The organism is Methylobacterium sp. Leaf111, assembly GCF_001423285.1.
Classification (GTDB): Bacteria; Pseudomonadota; Alphaproteobacteria; order Rhizobiales; family Beijerinckiaceae; genus Methylobacterium.
Genome location: NZ_LMNE01000001.1, coordinates 503,854 through 518,783, shown reverse-complemented (window position 1 = coordinate 518,783; position 14,930 = coordinate 503,854). Strand labels below are relative to the sequence as shown.

The 14,930-nt window shown below is 69.8% G+C and carries 15 protein-coding genes; 6 read left to right on the top strand and 9 right to left on the bottom strand.

Annotation, left to right across the window (positions count from 1 at the left end):
* Positions 1-6: 6 nt before the first annotated feature.
* The 7 genes from ASF41_RS02245 to ASF41_RS02215 form a co-directional block, all read right to left on the bottom strand.
* Positions 7-246, bottom strand: coding sequence for a formate dehydrogenase (locus ASF41_RS02245; protein WP_056219196.1), 240 nt, complete (start codon positions 244-246; stop codon positions 7-9).
* A gap of 68 nt (positions 247-314) precedes the next feature.
* Positions 315-917 carry a molecular chaperone gene (locus ASF41_RS02240; protein ID WP_244479525.1) on the bottom strand — a complete coding sequence of 201 codons (603 nt, stop codon included), beginning with the start codon at positions 915-917 and terminating at the stop codon, positions 315-317.
* Positions 918-1,085: 168 nt separating this feature from the next.
* Positions 1,086-1,760, bottom strand: a complete 675-nt coding sequence (locus ASF41_RS02235; RefSeq protein ID WP_056490468.1) for a DUF3306 domain-containing protein — start codon at positions 1,758-1,760, stop codon at positions 1,086-1,088.
* On the bottom strand, positions 1,757-2,332 hold the full coding sequence (locus ASF41_RS02230) for a DUF3305 domain-containing protein (RefSeq protein WP_082504007.1): 576 nt from the start codon (positions 2,330-2,332) through the stop codon (positions 1,757-1,759). Before ASF41_RS02230 ends, ASF41_RS02235 begins: the two co-directional genes overlap by 4 nt.
* A complete protein-coding gene (locus ASF41_RS02225) occupies positions 2,332-3,342 on the bottom strand; it encodes a DUF6352 family protein (protein ID WP_056490466.1) in 1,011 nt (336 codons plus the stop codon). Before ASF41_RS02225 ends, ASF41_RS02230 begins: the two co-directional genes overlap by 1 nt.
* A 35-nt stretch (positions 3,343-3,377) precedes the next feature.
* Complete coding sequence (locus ASF41_RS02220; protein ID WP_056490463.1) at positions 3,378-3,953, bottom strand: DUF6505 family protein; 576 nt, start codon at positions 3,951-3,953, stop codon at positions 3,378-3,380.
* Positions 3,950-4,696, bottom strand: coding sequence for a biotin/lipoate--protein ligase family protein (locus ASF41_RS02215; protein ID WP_056490460.1), 747 nt, complete (start codon positions 4,694-4,696; stop codon positions 3,950-3,952). The genes ASF41_RS02220 and ASF41_RS02215 overlap by 4 nt, the downstream gene beginning before the upstream one ends.
* Positions 4,697-4,978: 282 nt before the next feature.
* Between ASF41_RS02215 and ASF41_RS02210 the strand changes: the two genes are divergently transcribed.
* Together ASF41_RS02210 and ASF41_RS02205 are read left to right on the top strand one after the other, a co-directional pair.
* Positions 4,979-6,976, top strand: a complete 1,998-nt coding sequence (locus ASF41_RS02210; protein WP_056490458.1) for a 4Fe-4S binding protein — start codon at positions 4,979-4,981, stop codon at positions 6,974-6,976.
* A gap of 17 nt (positions 6,977-6,993) precedes the next feature.
* Entirely contained in the window at positions 6,994-7,497 is a 504-nt protein-coding gene (locus ASF41_RS02205; protein ID WP_082501241.1) for a GNAT family N-acetyltransferase, read from the top strand.
* 7 nt (positions 7,498-7,504) lie between these two features.
* Here ASF41_RS02205 and ASF41_RS02200 read toward each other — a convergent pair whose 3' ends face one another.
* Positions 7,505-8,755 carry a c-type cytochrome gene (locus ASF41_RS02200; RefSeq protein ID WP_407067253.1) on the bottom strand — a complete coding sequence of 417 codons (1,251 nt, stop codon included), beginning with the start codon at positions 8,753-8,755 and terminating at the stop codon, positions 7,505-7,507.
* A gap of 232 nt (positions 8,756-8,987) precedes the next feature.
* Between ASF41_RS02200 and ASF41_RS02195 the strand changes: the two genes are divergently transcribed.
* Genes ASF41_RS02195 through glp form a run of 4 tightly spaced genes read left to right on the top strand, consistent with a single transcriptional unit; the run spans position 8,988 to position 13,916 of the window.
* On the top strand, positions 8,988-10,145 hold the full coding sequence (locus ASF41_RS02195) for a molybdopterin-binding protein (protein ID WP_082503934.1): 1,158 nt from the start codon (positions 8,988-8,990) through the stop codon (positions 10,143-10,145).
* Between the two features lie 8 nt (positions 10,146-10,153).
* Positions 10,154-12,133, top strand: coding sequence for a molybdopterin biosynthesis protein (locus tag ASF41_RS02190; protein WP_244479524.1), 1,980 nt, complete (start codon positions 10,154-10,156; stop codon positions 12,131-12,133).
* Positions 12,130-12,675 (top strand): molybdopterin-guanine dinucleotide biosynthesis protein B, encoded by a 546-nt coding sequence (gene mobB / locus ASF41_RS02185; RefSeq protein WP_056219221.1) that lies wholly within the window; start codon positions 12,130-12,132, stop codon positions 12,673-12,675. The genes ASF41_RS02190 and mobB overlap by 4 nt, the downstream gene beginning before the upstream one ends.
* Positions 12,663-13,916: a gephyrin-like molybdotransferase Glp gene (gene glp, locus ASF41_RS02180; protein WP_056490453.1), complete on the top strand. Its 1,254-nt coding sequence runs from the start codon at positions 12,663-12,665 to the stop codon at positions 13,914-13,916. The genes mobB and glp overlap by 13 nt, the downstream gene beginning before the upstream one ends.
* Here glp and ASF41_RS02175 read toward each other — a convergent pair.
* Positions 13,892-14,884, bottom strand: a complete 993-nt coding sequence (locus ASF41_RS02175) for a substrate-binding domain-containing protein (RefSeq protein ID WP_056490450.1) — start codon at positions 14,882-14,884, stop codon at positions 13,892-13,894. The genes glp and ASF41_RS02175 overlap by 25 nt on opposite strands.
* Positions 14,885-14,930: the final 46 nt, after the last annotated feature.

Sequence of the window (14,930 nt, the reverse complement as noted above, 5' to 3'; positions counted from 1 at the left end):
GCAGGCTCACTTCTTTCCGGCGTTCGTGCTGTTCTGAAGGGTCTCGTAGCCGTTCGTCCGGTAGAACGCCTTCACCTCGTCCGTGAGGCGGTAGCGCGACCGGGTCTCGTCCGTGCCGGGGTCATAGGCCTGCGCCTCGGTGACCGAGAGCGGCGACGCCATGCCGGCCGCGGCCGCCACCGTGCCGCCGCCGAGCGCGCGGAAGAATTGGCGACGGCCGAGCTGGTCCTTCTGATCCTGTCCCATCGCCCACACACTCCCTCCGGCGCTCTCCGACACGGGGTCGAGCGCCATGATCCAAAGAGACGGATGCCTCAGGCATCCATCGCGAAAGCCGCCGCCTCGATCTCGAGGAAGGCCCGTCCCAGGGCCCCGACCGGGCGATAGAAGCGCGCCGCCTTGGCCCGCTCCAGATCCGTGAAGAAACGTTCGCCCCACGGCGCGATGTGCCGGAGGAAGAACGCGCGTGCGGCACCGGGCTCGGCCTCGAACCGCCCGGCCGTGAGCCCGGCCATCACGTCGAAGAGAATCGCGAGATGATCCTCAGGTTCGGTCGTCGCCGGGTCGCGCTCGATGCCCAGTCCCGAGAGATCCTCGCGAACCCGGGCGAGGGGCCGCTCGTTCAGGAACCCCGTCAGGTAGTAGGAGGCGTAGGGTAGAAGCTCTCCCCGCCCGACACCGACGAAGAGCGCGAAATATTCCCGCTCCACGGCATCCGCCGACGTCTCCCGGGCCAGGGCTGCGAGGGAAGCGACCTCGCGGCCCAGGACGCTGTCGCCGCCCGCGAGTCCCGCCAACGCACGAAGAAGATTCGCCGTGGGAGGACGGCCGAGGAGGACCGCAAGAAGGTCGTACTGCTGCGCGCGCAGGTGATCGACTTCGTCCAGGGCCAAGCTCACCGTCGTGGCCTCGTCCATCCGATCCATCACCCCGACGCCGACTTCCCCTGGCGGCTCTGAAAACGACGCACCGGAACGCATACCACTCCTCGACCCTTCCGGCCCCCGCCGCTCCACCTGAGGTGCCGTCTAGTTTGTATTGATAATAAAAAGGGTTTCACCGAACGGCAATCGCGTTTCTTCGCATTAGCTCGGCATCGCGCCGCCATGGCGTCGCAGGGGCGAAACAATCGGGGCCGATTGAAACGTGCGCTCGCCATTCTGCGATGGATGAAGGTCCTCCGCGCCGACGTGCGCGGTCGGCGTGTCCTGGATGGAGACCATCTGCGTTTCCGCGGCGGTTTCATCCGCGACCGGGACGGTCGACGGCGCGACCTCGACGTCACCCTCTTGGATACCGACCGGCTCCTGCGGCGGTTTCGGGGCGTGGCCGGTCATGATCCGCTCGACCATTGCCGTGATGTCGTCCGTGGGGAGCATGGGTCCGAGCCCGGGAACCCCACCGGGCGTATTCCAGTCGTAGGCATATTCCCGGGCCTCGCTGACGAAATCACGGATCGCCGGATCGACGGACCACATCCGCCGAAGGGCGGCTTTTCGCAGCGCCGCCGGAATCCCCGCCCTGAGAAACGGAACGAGCTCGGTCTCCGCGGTCAGATCCTCGATCTTCGGCAACCGGGCGATCGCGTCCGCCAGGCTCTCGTCGTCGAGCGCTGGTTCCGATGAAACCAGAGCTTCGTCAACGACTTGCGGTTCGGGCGGGACCGCGAGCGCCGACGGTTCCGTTACCGCCTGCGCGCGCTCGTGCTGACGAACCTCCTGCTTGCGTCGCGCCCAGCGTGAGAGAAGGCTCTCGCTCATTCGCCGCGTCCCTTGCCCTGACCGCCCCGCGCCAGCGCTTCCGGATCGGCCCGGTCGCGCTTCCGCTTCTCGAACTTCCGCTCGACATGGAACGCCTCGAAGAACGCGAGCAGGATGCCCTGGCATTCCGTCGGCATCGGGACCGCCTCCACGATCTCGCCGATGCCTTCCGCCATGGCCTCGCCCTCGTAGGGGTCCGCCGTCACAGTCGCGATCTCGTAAGAATCCTCACCGAGTTTACGCAACGAGACCCAGAGGGAAGGACGTCCGGACACGAGGTTGTCGCGATAATGCGAGGTCTCCGCGGGGTGGAGGAGAACCTCGTAGGATCCGGCGTAGAACGTTGATTCGTCTTCGTTTTCTGCAAGCGGGGTCCAGTTCGCGACGGGAGGCGCCGCCGGGAGTGCCGCGACCGGCAGCCAGGCATGGGTCGCCCAGGGGCCGCGCAGGCGCCGTCGGGCGACGAGGATACCGACCTCGAAATGATTCTGCGGCCTGGCGCGATCCTGCTCAGGGTCGTCCAGCGCTCGTCCGCCCGCATCTTCGTCGAGGATTGTCGGATCGTTCGGCATCAGCAAGGCGCCTGCGCTGTCTTGAGGGGAAGACCCGCGATCAGATTGTGCGGCTTCAGCGTCACGAGGTTCGCGCCCGTCGCCGCCAGCAGGAGGTAGACCGGACGGTCGCCGACCGAGTCTTCGAGGCGCGTCCGGTCGCTGAACGTCAGGCTGAAGAGCGCGATGACGCGTTCCTGGTCGGCGTTCGAGACCGGGTCTCCGCGCCAGAGAGCGTTGCCGATCCGCGTCGCTTCCGCATCAAGGCCGACGAACCAGCGCCAGTCGGAATCCTCGAGCTTGTCGAGAGGGTTGACCCGAACCTCGACGTTCAGGAGGTGCCCGACGAAGGCCTCGATCACCCGGGCGAGCGCCTCGCGGCTGCGCATGCTGGAGCCGAGGTTCAGCGCCATCGAGAATGCATCGGAGCGGCTCCAATAGCTCCAGGCATTGTCCTCGTTCAGGATGTCGAGTTCGTTCGCCACGTCCTTGCCCAGCATGCTCACCAGCGGCGACAGGGGGGCGCTCCCTTCCCGCGCCTCGATCACCTCGGCGTCGGCCAGGAGAACGGCGTTGTCGAGGCGACTGATCCGTTGAGGCCGGAACAACAGCTCCGCCGCGCGCAGCACGAACGGGTCGTCGCAGCCGTCGAGGGCGTTGCGCAGGATCAGGTGGACCAGCTGGTTCAGGAACAGCGAGGGAATGCCCTGCAGGCCCTCCCGGATCATTCCGAGATAGGCTGCCTCGATCGAGCGCGTCGCCAACAGGCGGTCGCGGAAGGCAAGCAGCACCTCCCAGTTTTCCCGAGCATCCGGATCCGCGATGGCCCTCACGGCCTCCATCGATACGACGCGGCGTGGATGGGCGAGCAGGTCGGCATACAGGGCACGCTCCGCGGCGCAGGCGTCGTCGGGCGGCAATACCTCCGGGCGGGCCAGATAGGCGAGGATCAGTTCGTCGGTGACGGCCAATCCGCCACCCTCGGTGCGCTGCGTTAGGTGGTGGCCGCTGGAGACCCAGAATTCGGTCATGGCAGGGTCTGTCCCGGTACGAGGGCTGGCATCGATCAGTTTCCCGAGGACGCCGAAGCGCGCGCGAGCCCGATGAGATCGGCGCGTTCCTCGGGTTCCTCCTCATCGGTCTCCACGAAGCGAAAGGCGCGGGCATGGGCATGCAGACGGTCGGCTCCCGGCGTTCCGGCATCGCGCTGGTGCAACGTCCGGAAGGCTTCGGTGATCTCGCCGTCCGTCTGGGTCCGGTGCATCGCTACGACGCTCCCGACGGGAACACCGCAGAGGGAGGCTGCGAAGTCGAGCTCTTCGCGGGCCGCCGCCCGTGCGGTCACCCGGTCCGGTGCACCGAGACGCTCGTGAAGATGTCGAGCCAAATCCTCGACCGCAGCATCGCGCTCGGTTTCGGACGCTTCGGTCACCACCACCAGGGTCGAGAAGCCGAGAGACGTCACTCCGACGAAACCGGACCGGAAGGCGGCGCGCGCTTTCCCCTCCAGGGCGGAAAGATCCTGGTCCCAGAAGAGAAATGACCCCGTCACCGCCCATTCACCCGGCTCGGCCGGATGCGCGAAGACGAAGGTATCAGAGGGGTCGAGCCGCAGTGTGCGCGGCAGCTTGAGCGCCCTCATAAACGGACCGTCCCGGTTTCCGGATCAAGCCATGCCGGTTCGCGCAGCAGCCGTGCCAGAGGCCAGCGCTCGGACTGTCCCAGAATGACGTCGCCGGCCCGATCGATATGGACCGGCACGCCCGGCGGTGTCGGCAGGTGCGCGAGGTAGCGGGCGGCGATCCCGTCGAAGCCATCTTCCGTCCAAAGGGAGAACGTCCGGATCAGATTGCGGGCAAAGCTCTCCACCAGCGGAAACCGGATGTCCGCCGGAAAGCCCTCCTCGTCGAGGGCCGTCGAACCAGGAGTGAGCCCCGGATCGCCGGTGGCTCCTTTCGAGAGAAGAAGCATGGCCGAGAAGACGAGCCAGTCCGGCGTCGATTCCTCCGGGCAGTGGGCGGGCCAGCCCAACCGTCCACCCCCGAGCCGGGCGCCGTCGAAGACGAGCACGTCGGGCCAGCCGAAGGTCAGCGGCATCTCCGGTGGACCATGCGCGCCGACAGCGTCGGCCAGGGCCGTCATGGCAGCCAGGAATGCGCGGCGCGCCGAGACCAGCGGCTCTTCCGGCGCCAGAACCACTGCAAGGTCGAGCACGCCCGCGCGTTCGGTGAGCACGAGGGTGCCCGCCGCATCAGCCCCCTGATGCTCGGCCAGCGACCGGGCTTCCGTGAAGGCATCGCAGGCACCTCCCACCAGGCGGCCGGTGAATGCCGGTGGCAGAGCGAGTGCTGTCGATCGGATTTCGAGGTCTGGGGTTGTCGTCACGGAGAAGGCAGGACTCGCGAGGAACCGGTTGCGGGAGAAGCGCTGCCACCGAGATGTCGTCCCGGCGACCGAGTCACAAGGCGCAAGATGCGCGCGGGACGTGTCGTCGCTGCGCTCCGGTGTCGGATCGCAGTTTTGAACCATTTGAGTATATGAGATACGAACGACGACGCGAAGAGGCCATCGCTGTGCCGGCCCGTCGTCTGCGTCAGCTTCCCCAGATCCATCCAGGGTTCGTCCGTGTCCGACCGTATCGTATTCGCCTGCACCTGCGAGAAGACGATGTCGCTCGATGCCGAGGCGATCGGGCGTGGGTGCGGCGGGACGCTCAGGGTGGCCGATCAGCTCTGCGGCCGCGAGCTCGACCGATTTCGGGGCGCCGTGCAGGCGGGCGGTGCGGTCACCGTATCCTGCACCCTGCAGTCGCCCCTCTTCGACGAGGTCGCCTCCGAGCTCGGCGCCGAGGACCGGGTGGTCTACGCCAAAATTCGCGAGACGGCAGGCTGGTCGTCCCAGGGTGACGCGGCTGGTCCGAAGATGGCAGCTTTGCTCGCCGCCAGCGCCGAGCCGGTCCCGGATGCAGCCACCGTCGCGATCGAGAGCCAGGGCATCGCACTTGTTTATGGTCGCGATGCGACCGCCATCGAGATCGGCCGCCGTCTCGCGGAGCACCTCGACGTGACGGTGCTTCTAAGTCGGCCGGAAACGGTCGAGCCGCCTAAGCGCAATGACTTTCCGATCGTGCAGGGGACGATCGCTGGCGCCAAGGGACGGCTCGGGGCCTTCGAGCTGCGCATCGACGACTATGCCCTGCCGGCTCCGTCGTCCCGATCGCATCTCCTGTTCGGAGCGAGCCGCAACGGCGCCACTTCGACCTGCGACATCGTCCTCGACGTCACCGGCGGCACCGCCCTGTTTCCGGCGCACGAGGTCCGGCTCGGCTATCTCCGCGCGGATCCGAGAGATCCGGCGGCGGTCGAGCGCCTGATCACGGAGGCGTCACACCTTGTCGGCACCTTCGACAAGACGCGCTTCGTGGATTTCCACGCCGAGCTTTGCGCTCATTCACGCTCCCGAATCACCGGTTGTACCCGCTGTCTCGAGGTTTGCCCGACGGGGGCGATCGCGCCAGCGGGCGATACGGTGGCGATCGATCCCTATATCTGCGCCGGGTGCGGAAACTGCGCATCGGTCTGCCCGACCGGGGCTGCCGCCTATGCCCTGCCGCCGGCCGATGCGCTGATGCGCCGGCTGCGGACCCTGATGGTCGCCTACCAGGCCGCTGGCGGTCGTGACGGCGTGATACTGTTTCACGATGGCGACCACGGCGAACCCCTGATCGACGCCCTCGCCCGTCATGGAGACGGCCTGCCGGCCCACGTGCTGCCCGTGCGGGTGAACGAGATCACGCAACTGGGCCCGGAGGCCTTCGCGGCACTCTTTGCGTACGGCGCCGCCGGGGTCCGCATTCTCGCCCGCGACCGACCCAAGCATGACCTCGACAGTCTGCGCCGGGCGGTGGCCCTCGGCGACACCCTGGCGCGCGGGCTCGGTTTTGGCAGCGGAACCTCAGAGCCGGTCGTCTCCCTGATCGAAACCGACGACCCGGATGTTCTGGGCGCCACCCTGACAGGACAGCGGGTCGGAAAAGCGGCCGGCGTTCCCTCTCGTTTCATGCCGATCGGCGGCAAGCGAGAGGTTCTACGCTTTGCCTTCAACGAGATGCATGCGGCAGCCCCCGAGCCGGTGGCGCGCATCGCGCTGGCCGGGGGGGCTCCATTCGGCGGCCTGGAGTTCCGCACCGAGGATTGCACGCTCTGCCTGGCCTGCGTCGGCGCCTGCCCGACCCATGCACTGTCGGACAGTGCCGACCGGCCGTTCCTCGCTTTCGAGGAGAGCCTCTGCGTGCAGTGCGGTCTCTGCGCGAATACCTGCCCGGAGAGTGTCATCACCCTGAAGCCGGGCGTCGATTTCGAGGCCTGGGCCGCGCCACGGCGGGTGTTGAAGGAGGAGGAGCCCTTCGCGTGCATCGCCTGCGCCAAGCCCTTCGGCACGCGCAGCACCATCGAGCGCGTAGTGGAGAAGCTGCGCGATCGGCACTGGATGTTCCGGGGCGAAGCCGGCGAAGCGCGCGTGCAGGCCCTCATGATGTGCGAAGATTGTCGTGTCGAGGTCGCGGTGAATCAGGGCTTTGATCCCCATGCCGGCCCCGAGCGCGACCGCCCGCGCACCACGGAGGATTATCTCCGCGAGCGCGCCGCCCGCGGCGAGGCGATCTAGCCGGATCGGCCGCTGCCATGGGCGATTGGACGTGGCGGAGCATGGAGGAACGGGATCTCGTACAGGTCGTCGCCCTGGCCGACCGGCTGTTCCCGGACCATCCGGAGGATGCCGCGCATTTCGGCGAACGGCTCGCGTTGGGAGCCCGCCTGTGTCTGGCTCTGAGCGACGCGCATGCAGGCGTCGCGGGGTATGCGGTTGCGTATCCCTGGCCGCTTGGACGAGTTCCGCCCTTGAACCGATCACTCGCGCCCGTGCCGTCGGCGGAGGGCGCTGCCTACCTGCATGACCTCGGCATCGACCCGGCGCTCGCCGGTGCAGGGCAGGCCAGAGCGGGTCTGGCGCTCCTGATCGGCCGGATGCGGGATGCCGGGCTGCACGACCTGGCCTTGGTGGCGGTCAACGGGACCGTGCGGTTCTGGGAGCGCCACGGCTTTCGAAGCTGCGCGCCGGGCGACGCGACGGCGAGGACGCTCGCCAGCTACGGCGGCGAGGCCCGTTACATGATCCGGACGCTGTGAGCCGGATTCAGCGCGTCGCCGTCGCGCTCTCCAAGAACTTCACGAGTGCCTCCCGGTCTTCCGCCCGGTTGATCGTCTGCTCCGGCATCCGCGTCCCCGGTGTGTAGCGGGTCGGGCCTATTTCGAAGAGCCGAGCGATGGTGCGCGCGTCCCAGACGATGTCCATGCCCCTCAAGGCGTCGGAATAGCGGTAGCCCGGCGCGGTGGCGATGCGCCGGCCGATGATGCCGGCGAGCGTGGGGCCGGCGCGGGGGCCGTCCTCCGGGGTGAGAGCGTGACACGCGACGCAGGCCTGGAACACCTCGGCGCCCCGGTCCCCGTGATACGCGGCCAGGGCATCCGACGGACGCGGCATCGCCAGGGGACCGATCGGTTCGCCGCTCATGGCATCCCAGCGCCGGATCAGCCGGTCGCTGCCGCCCGTGAGGAGTTCGCGTCCGTCCGGGCGCCACGCGATGGACCAGACTGGCAGGCCCGGCCCGACGAGGCGGTGCAGGATCGTACCCGATTCCCGGTCGATCACCGCGACCGCGCCGCCGGCGGTGGCGGCGGCGATCCGGCGGCCATCGGGGGAGGGCGCGAGCGCGATGACCGGGTTCGGCCCGACATCGACTGAGGCGCGGACCGATCCGTCCGGGTGCAACAGGCGTACGACCGCGTCCCCGCCCGCGACTGCGATTTCGCCGTCCGGCGTCACTGCCAGCGCGTTCAGGATGGTGGGCAGCGTGACCACGATGGGCACGCCCGCGGGGTCGTCGGCCCGCGGCCAGATCCGCACGGTGGCGTCGTAGCCGGCGGTGACCGGCCGCCGATCCGGCAGGAAGCCGACGGCGTTCACGTTGCCATGGTGCCCCGCGAGCACGCGGGCCGGGCCGCCGGCGATCGGGCGGATCCGGGCGGTTCCGTCCCAGGCGGCCGAGGCCAGCAGCGATCCGTCAGGCGAGACCGCCAGCGCCGCCACCGGCCCCGCATGTTCGGTGAAGACCCGCTCCGGCTCGGGTTGGCCGGCGCGCCAGAGCGCGATACGGCCATCTTCCGAGGCCGTGACGAAGCCGCCCTCGGACAAGGCGGCGACCGCGTTTACGGCCCCGTCATGGAAGCGCAGGACGGTGAGCGCGCTGCCGCTGTCGATCGCCCACAGGATCGCGGCCTGATCGAAGCCGCCCGAGATCGCGAGGGCACCCCCCGGCGCGACCGCCAGCGCCCGAACCGGGCCGCCGTGGCCGCGCAACTGGGCAGCCGCGGGTGATCCTGACAGGACGGAGGCGAGAACGCAGAGGGCGAGTGCCCGCCGGGACGGGACACGATCGACCAAGGCTTTGCCGAATACCTGCACTGCATCCCCCGCGAGGAAACGCCGGGATACCGGCCCGGCGCGCGAATTTAGACGATCCGCCAGAGAGATGTCGCTGCATGGAGACGGGACCCGGTGACGCGGGAGACCCGGGGGGCGCTTGATCATCGCTCGGCGATGGCGCATCGCTCGACGCATGATCGCATCCGACCGCAGCGCCCTCGAACCGGAGGCCGGCTCGCCCGCAGCGGCACCCGGTCCGCGCCGGACCGCATCCTCGGCCCTCATGCCACTGACGCAGGCCGTTCGTCTCTTGACGGAGCACCTTGTCCCGGTCGCACCGGAGGCGGTGCCTCTCGCCGAGGGCCTCGGCGGGACCGGCGCCGTCGACTGCCATGCGCCGCGGGCCATTCCGGAATTTGCGACGGCCCTGCGGGACGGTTGGGCCGTGCGCGGTGCGGACGTCGTCGGCGCCTCGCCTTTCGCACCGATTCTCGTCGTGCGCCGCCCGCCCTGGATCGAGGCCGGCGCGCGGTTGCCGGAGGATGCGGACACGATCCTGCCCCCCGAAGCCATCGAGGGATCGTCCATCGTGGCCGATGTCCCGATGGGGGAGGGCGTGCGTACGGCCGGTGCCGAAGCCTCGCCCGGCACCCTGCTCCTCGCCACCGGTCAGCGGGTGACGGCCCTGCACCGGCTGGCCCTTCAGGCGGCCGGCTTCGCGAGTCTCGCCCTACGCCGTCCCCGCCTGACCCTGATCGTCGCGGGAGCGCCCGAGGCCGACACGCTCTCCCCCCTCCTGGCGCATTGGATCACCGCGGCGGGCGCGCTGGTGCCCAGCATCGTGGCCGCCAACACACCGGACGCGATCGCGGATGTGCTCAGAACACAGGACGGCGACGCCGTTCTGACGATCGGCGGGACGGGGTTCGGACACAACGACCACGCCTCCGCCGGACTGGCCCTGGCTGGAACGGTGCGGGCGCATGGCATCGCCCTCCAGCCGGGGGACACCGCGGGCTTCGGCGAGGTGGGAGGACGGCCCGTCATTCTGCTGCCGGGGCGCCCCGACGCGGCGCTCGGCGCCTTCGTCGCCCTCGCGCGCCCGCTGATCGCGAGTCTGTCCGGAGCTCGGGCTCCGGCGGGAAGCGGCGCACCGCTTCTGGGCAAGATCGCCTCCACCATCGGCATGAGCGAGATCGTCTTCGCCCGCCGGATGCCTGACGGCCTTCTGCCGCTGGGCGGCAGCGATCTTGCGCTGGCCAGCTTGATCCACGCCGATGCGGCGATCCTCGTCGGACCGGAATCGGAAGGATATCCGGCCGGCCGCGTCGTCCCGGGGCTCGCGCTGTGAGCGACGCCGTGCCCACCGACACCGCCGCGGAAGACGCCTTCCTGGACCGGCTGGCGCAGGCCGCGCGCCAGGAGCAATTCCTCACGGTGGTCAGCCGGGAAGAGGCCCTCGCGCGCTTCCGCTCGGCGGTGCCGCACGCGGCCCTCGCGGCCGAGACCGTGTCCCTCGTCGACGCACTCGGGCGCGTCCTGGCCCACGACGTCGCCTCACCCATCGACGTGCCGCCCTTCGATCGCGCCCTCGTGGACGGATTCGCCCTGCGCGCTGCGGATACCGAGGGCGCGGACGAGGCGCGGCCGCGGCGCCTGATCCTGAACCGCGAGATCCTCGCCTGTGGGGTCGCGCCGGTCATGGCCGTGGCCACCGGCACCGCGACGCCGATCGCCACCGGCGGAGTCGTCCCGCGCGGCGCCGATGCCGTCGTGATGGTCGAACAGACCGAGTTCCGCCCCGACAGCCTCGCGATCGACCTCGTCCGTCCGGCCCGGCCGGGCCAGTTCATCGGCTATGCCGGGGCCGACATGGCCTCGGGCGAGACGGTCCTGCGCAAGGGAATGCCGATCACCGCGCGCGAGATCGGCATGCTGGCCGCCTGCGGCCTCGCCGCCATCGACGTCGTCCGCCGGCCCCGGGTCGCGATTCTCTCGACCGGCGACGAACTGGTGGCGCCGGGCCAGGCGATGAAGCCCGGGGCGATCTACGATTCCAACGGGCCGATCGTGGCCGCGACCGTCAGCGAGAATGGCGGCACCGTTTGGCCACTCGGTATCGTTCGCGACGACGAGGCCGCCCTGGATGCGGCCCTCCGCACCGCCATCGCCGACAGCGACATCGTCGTCCTGTCGGGGGGGACCTCGAAGGGGGCCGGCGACGTCTCGCACCGCATCCTTCAGCGCCTCGGCGAACCCGGCATCCTCGTGCACGGGGTCGCCCTGAAACCTGGGAAGCCCCTCTGCCTCGCGGTCGCGGGACAGACGCCCGTGGTCGTCCTGCCGGGCTTTCCGACGTCGGCGATGTTCACGTTCCACGACGTCGTGGTGCCGCTGGTGCGGGCGATGGCCGGCCTGGCGCCGCGGGAGGACACCTTTGTCCCGGCGATCCTGCCTCAGCGCGTGCCCTCCGAGCGCGGGCGCACGGAATTCGTGATGACCGCCCTGGCCGAGACGGAGGGCGGCCTGCGCGCCCTGCCGCTACCCAAGGGATCCGGCTCGGTGACGGCCTTCTCGCAGGCCGACGGCTTCTTCGCGGTTCCCGCCGCCCGGGCCGGCCTGGAGGTCGGGGAAACCGTGTCGGTCACCCGGCTCGGTGCCGGCGTCCGACCGCCGGATCTGACGATCATCGGCAGTCACTGCGTCGGACTCGACCGGGTGATCGGGCGACTCGCGGAGCACGGACTTCGTGCACGGCCCATCTGGGTCGGCTCGGCCGGGGGGCTCGCCGCCCTGGGCCGGGGGGAGTGCGACCTCGCCGCGATGCATCTCCTCGACACCGAGACGGGCATCTACAACCGGCCGTTCCTCGGGCCCGGACTGGAGTTGGCCGAAGGCTGGGGACGCCTGCAGGGCGTTGTCTTCAAGCCCGGCCATCCCCTGTTCGAGGGCTGCTTGCCGGACGAGGCTGTCGCCGCGGCCTTGGCCGAACCCGAGATCGTGATGGTCAACCGGAATACCGGCTCGGGCACCCGCGCCCTGGTCGACGGCCTCCTGAAGGGCGCCCGTCCGCCCGGGTTCTGGAACCAGCCGCGCTCGCACAACGCCGTGGCGGCGGCAGTGGCCCAGGGGCGGGCCGATTGGGGCGTCGCCATCGCCACCGTGGCGCGGGCCTACGGCCTCGGTTTTCTGCCGCTCGCCGATGAGCGCTACGATTTCGCCTACCGCGCCGAGCACCGCGAACGGCCGGCACTCGCCGCCTTCCTCGCCTGCCTGCGCGATCCCGAGACCCGCGCCCTCCTCAGCGAAGCCGGGTTCTCGCCCGCGGAGGCACCGTGAACCCCGCCCGGGTCATCGGCCTCGCGGGCTGGAGCGGCGCGGGCAAGACCACGCTCCTGTCCAGGCTGATCCCGCTGCTGACGGCGCGCGGCGTGAAGGTCGCAACGATCAAGCACGCGCACCACGCCTTCGACGTCGATCATCCCGGCAAGGATTCCTACGTCCATCGCGAGGCAGGGGCGTCCGAGGTCATCGTGTCGTCGTCGCGGCGCTGGGTCCAGATCCACGAGATCGGCGCCGAGCGGGAAGCGCGACTTGGCGAGCTCCTGCGCCGGCTCTCGCCCTGCGATCTCGTCATCGTCGAGGGCTTCAAGCGCGACGTGCATGCCAAGCTCGAGGTCCACCGCGCCGCCAACGGCAAGCCGCCGATCTACCCCGACGATCCCCGGATCGTGGCGGTCGCGAGCGACCAGCCCTTCACGGATGCTCCGGTGCCGATCGTCGATCTCGACGCCATCGCGCGAATCGCCGACCTCGTCCTCGCCCTGTCGGAACCGCTGGAGACGGCGCTGGCGCACCTGGAGGGGCCATGGCCCAGTTGACCGACGACTGCTTCGCGTTCGGCGGTGCGCTGATGCGCATCGAGGACGCCGTGGCGCTGATCGGCGAGCGCCTGCCGATCCTGGCCGGGACCGAGTGGCTGCCGCTCGGGCTGGCCGATGGACGCGTGGCGGCCGAGCCCGTCCTGGCGCTCCATGACGTGCCTCCATTCCCGAATTCCGCCGTCGACGGCTACGCGATCCGCCACGGTGACCTCAGCCTGGAGGGCGAGACGCGGCTCCTGGTCCGCGGTCGACTCCCCGCGGGGACGGCCGCGGAGGGAATCTCGGGCGCTGGCGGCGCGATCCGGATCTTCACCGGGGCTCCGATGCCGCCCGGGGCCGACACGGTGTTCATGCAGGAGGACGTGCGCCGCGAGGGCGACGTCGTCGCGCTGCCCCCCGGGCTGAAACGCGGCGCCAACGCTCGAGACGCCGGTGAGGACATCGCCCGCGGGGCCTGCGCGATCCCGGCTGGGCGGCGCCTGCGGCCACAGGATCTCGCCCTCGCGGCCGCTTCCGGCCATGACCGGATCGCCGTGCGCACGCGCCTGCGGGTCGCCCTGTTCTCCACCGGCGACGAACTTACAGAGCCGGGCGCGCCGCTTCCCTCCGGCGCGATCCACGATTCGAACCGCGTGATGCTCGCGACCCTGCTCGCCCGCCTCGGAGCCGAGGTCGCGGATCTCGGCATCCTGCGCGATGAACCCGATGCCCTCGCGGCGCGCCTGCGGCAAGCGGCCCGGGATCATGACCTGATCCTGACCTCGGGCGGTGTCTCCTCCGGTGAGGAGGACCACGTGAAGGCCGCCGTCGAGGCGGTCGGCGCGCTGATGTTCTGGCGCCTTGCGATCAAGCCCGGCCGTCCGGTCGCGATGGGCGTTGTCGACGGTACGCCGTTCGTCGGGCTGCCGGGCAATCCCGGTGCCGTCTACGTCACGCTCCTGTTCGTGGTGCGCCCACTCCTCGCGCGCCTGGGCGGCGCAAACGACGTTGCACCCCTCGGCCAGCCCGTCCGGGCCGCCTTCGCCTATCGCAAGAAGGCGGGCCGGCGCGAATTCGTCCGCGTCAGCGTCGCCCGCGGGCCCGATGCCGTCCTGGAGGCCGTGAAGTACCCCCGCGAAGGTGCCGGTGTGCTCTCGTCGCTGACGGAGAGCGACGGCCTCGTCGAACTCGACGAGGCGGTGACGGCCGTGGCCGCGGGCGACATCCTCACCTTCTATCCGCACGCCGTGCTCTGGTAGCCGAGGGTGACGGACGCCGCTCGTCCGGCGGCCTCCGTCAATTGCGTTAACAACGCCTCGTCAATGGTGGTGCGGGCGGCCAGGAAGTAAGTTTCCCAGCCCAGGGACTGGAAAGCGAGGCCGAAGCGCTCGGCGATCGCGGGTGTCCCCATGCCGACATCCGCGGTGCCGGTGGCGATGAGCGCGGCGACGGCCTGATGGGTGAATTCCTCGGTCTGCGACCCCCGGATCGCGCGGCTCTCCAGACCGGCCTCGGCGCAGAGACGTTCGAACCAGATGCGCGTCCCGGCACCCCGCTGGCGGTTCACGAAGCGCAGGTCCAGGCGGGCGATGTCGCGGACGCCGGTGACCCCGTGCGGGTTGCCAGGCGGAAGCATCAGGCCCTGCTGACGCCGGAACAACGGTCGGACGCGGAGGTCCGGATCGCGGAACACGGCACCGAAGGGATCCGGGGCCGGACCTTCGGAGCCGTAGTGGAAGCCCGCCGCATCCGCGCTCCCGGTACGAAGATGCGACAGGGCGTCGAGGCTTCCGGCGATCGCGAGCTCCACGTCCGCCCGGGCTTCGACGACACCCAGAAGCAGCGGATCGTGGCTCGCTGCGAGCCTCAGGGGGGGCAATTGACGGGCCTCCAGTCTGCGCAAGGCCTCCGTCATCCGGTCCGCCTCGGCGGCGAGAAGGGGGCCGAGCCGATCGTACATCCCAGACAGCGTCGCGTGGAGCGTACGGCCATACGGTGTGAGCACCGTGCCGTGCCCCTTGGTCTTGATCGCCACCGGCTGTCCGAGGGCGGCTTCAAGGTCCGAGACCCGGCTCCAGGCAGAACGATAGGAAATTCCGAGTCTTCGCGCGGCGACGAGCAGCGAGGTGGAGGTGGAAAGCGCGTGCAGCAGGGCGAAGGTCGGCCGCAGCGCGAGACCGTTCCAATTGCCATCAGCCTGCAGCGTGAGAGGCGTTGATACACGCATCGGCAAAGTCTTTCCTATTGATCTTTCCCGCTCCTCCGTATCATCC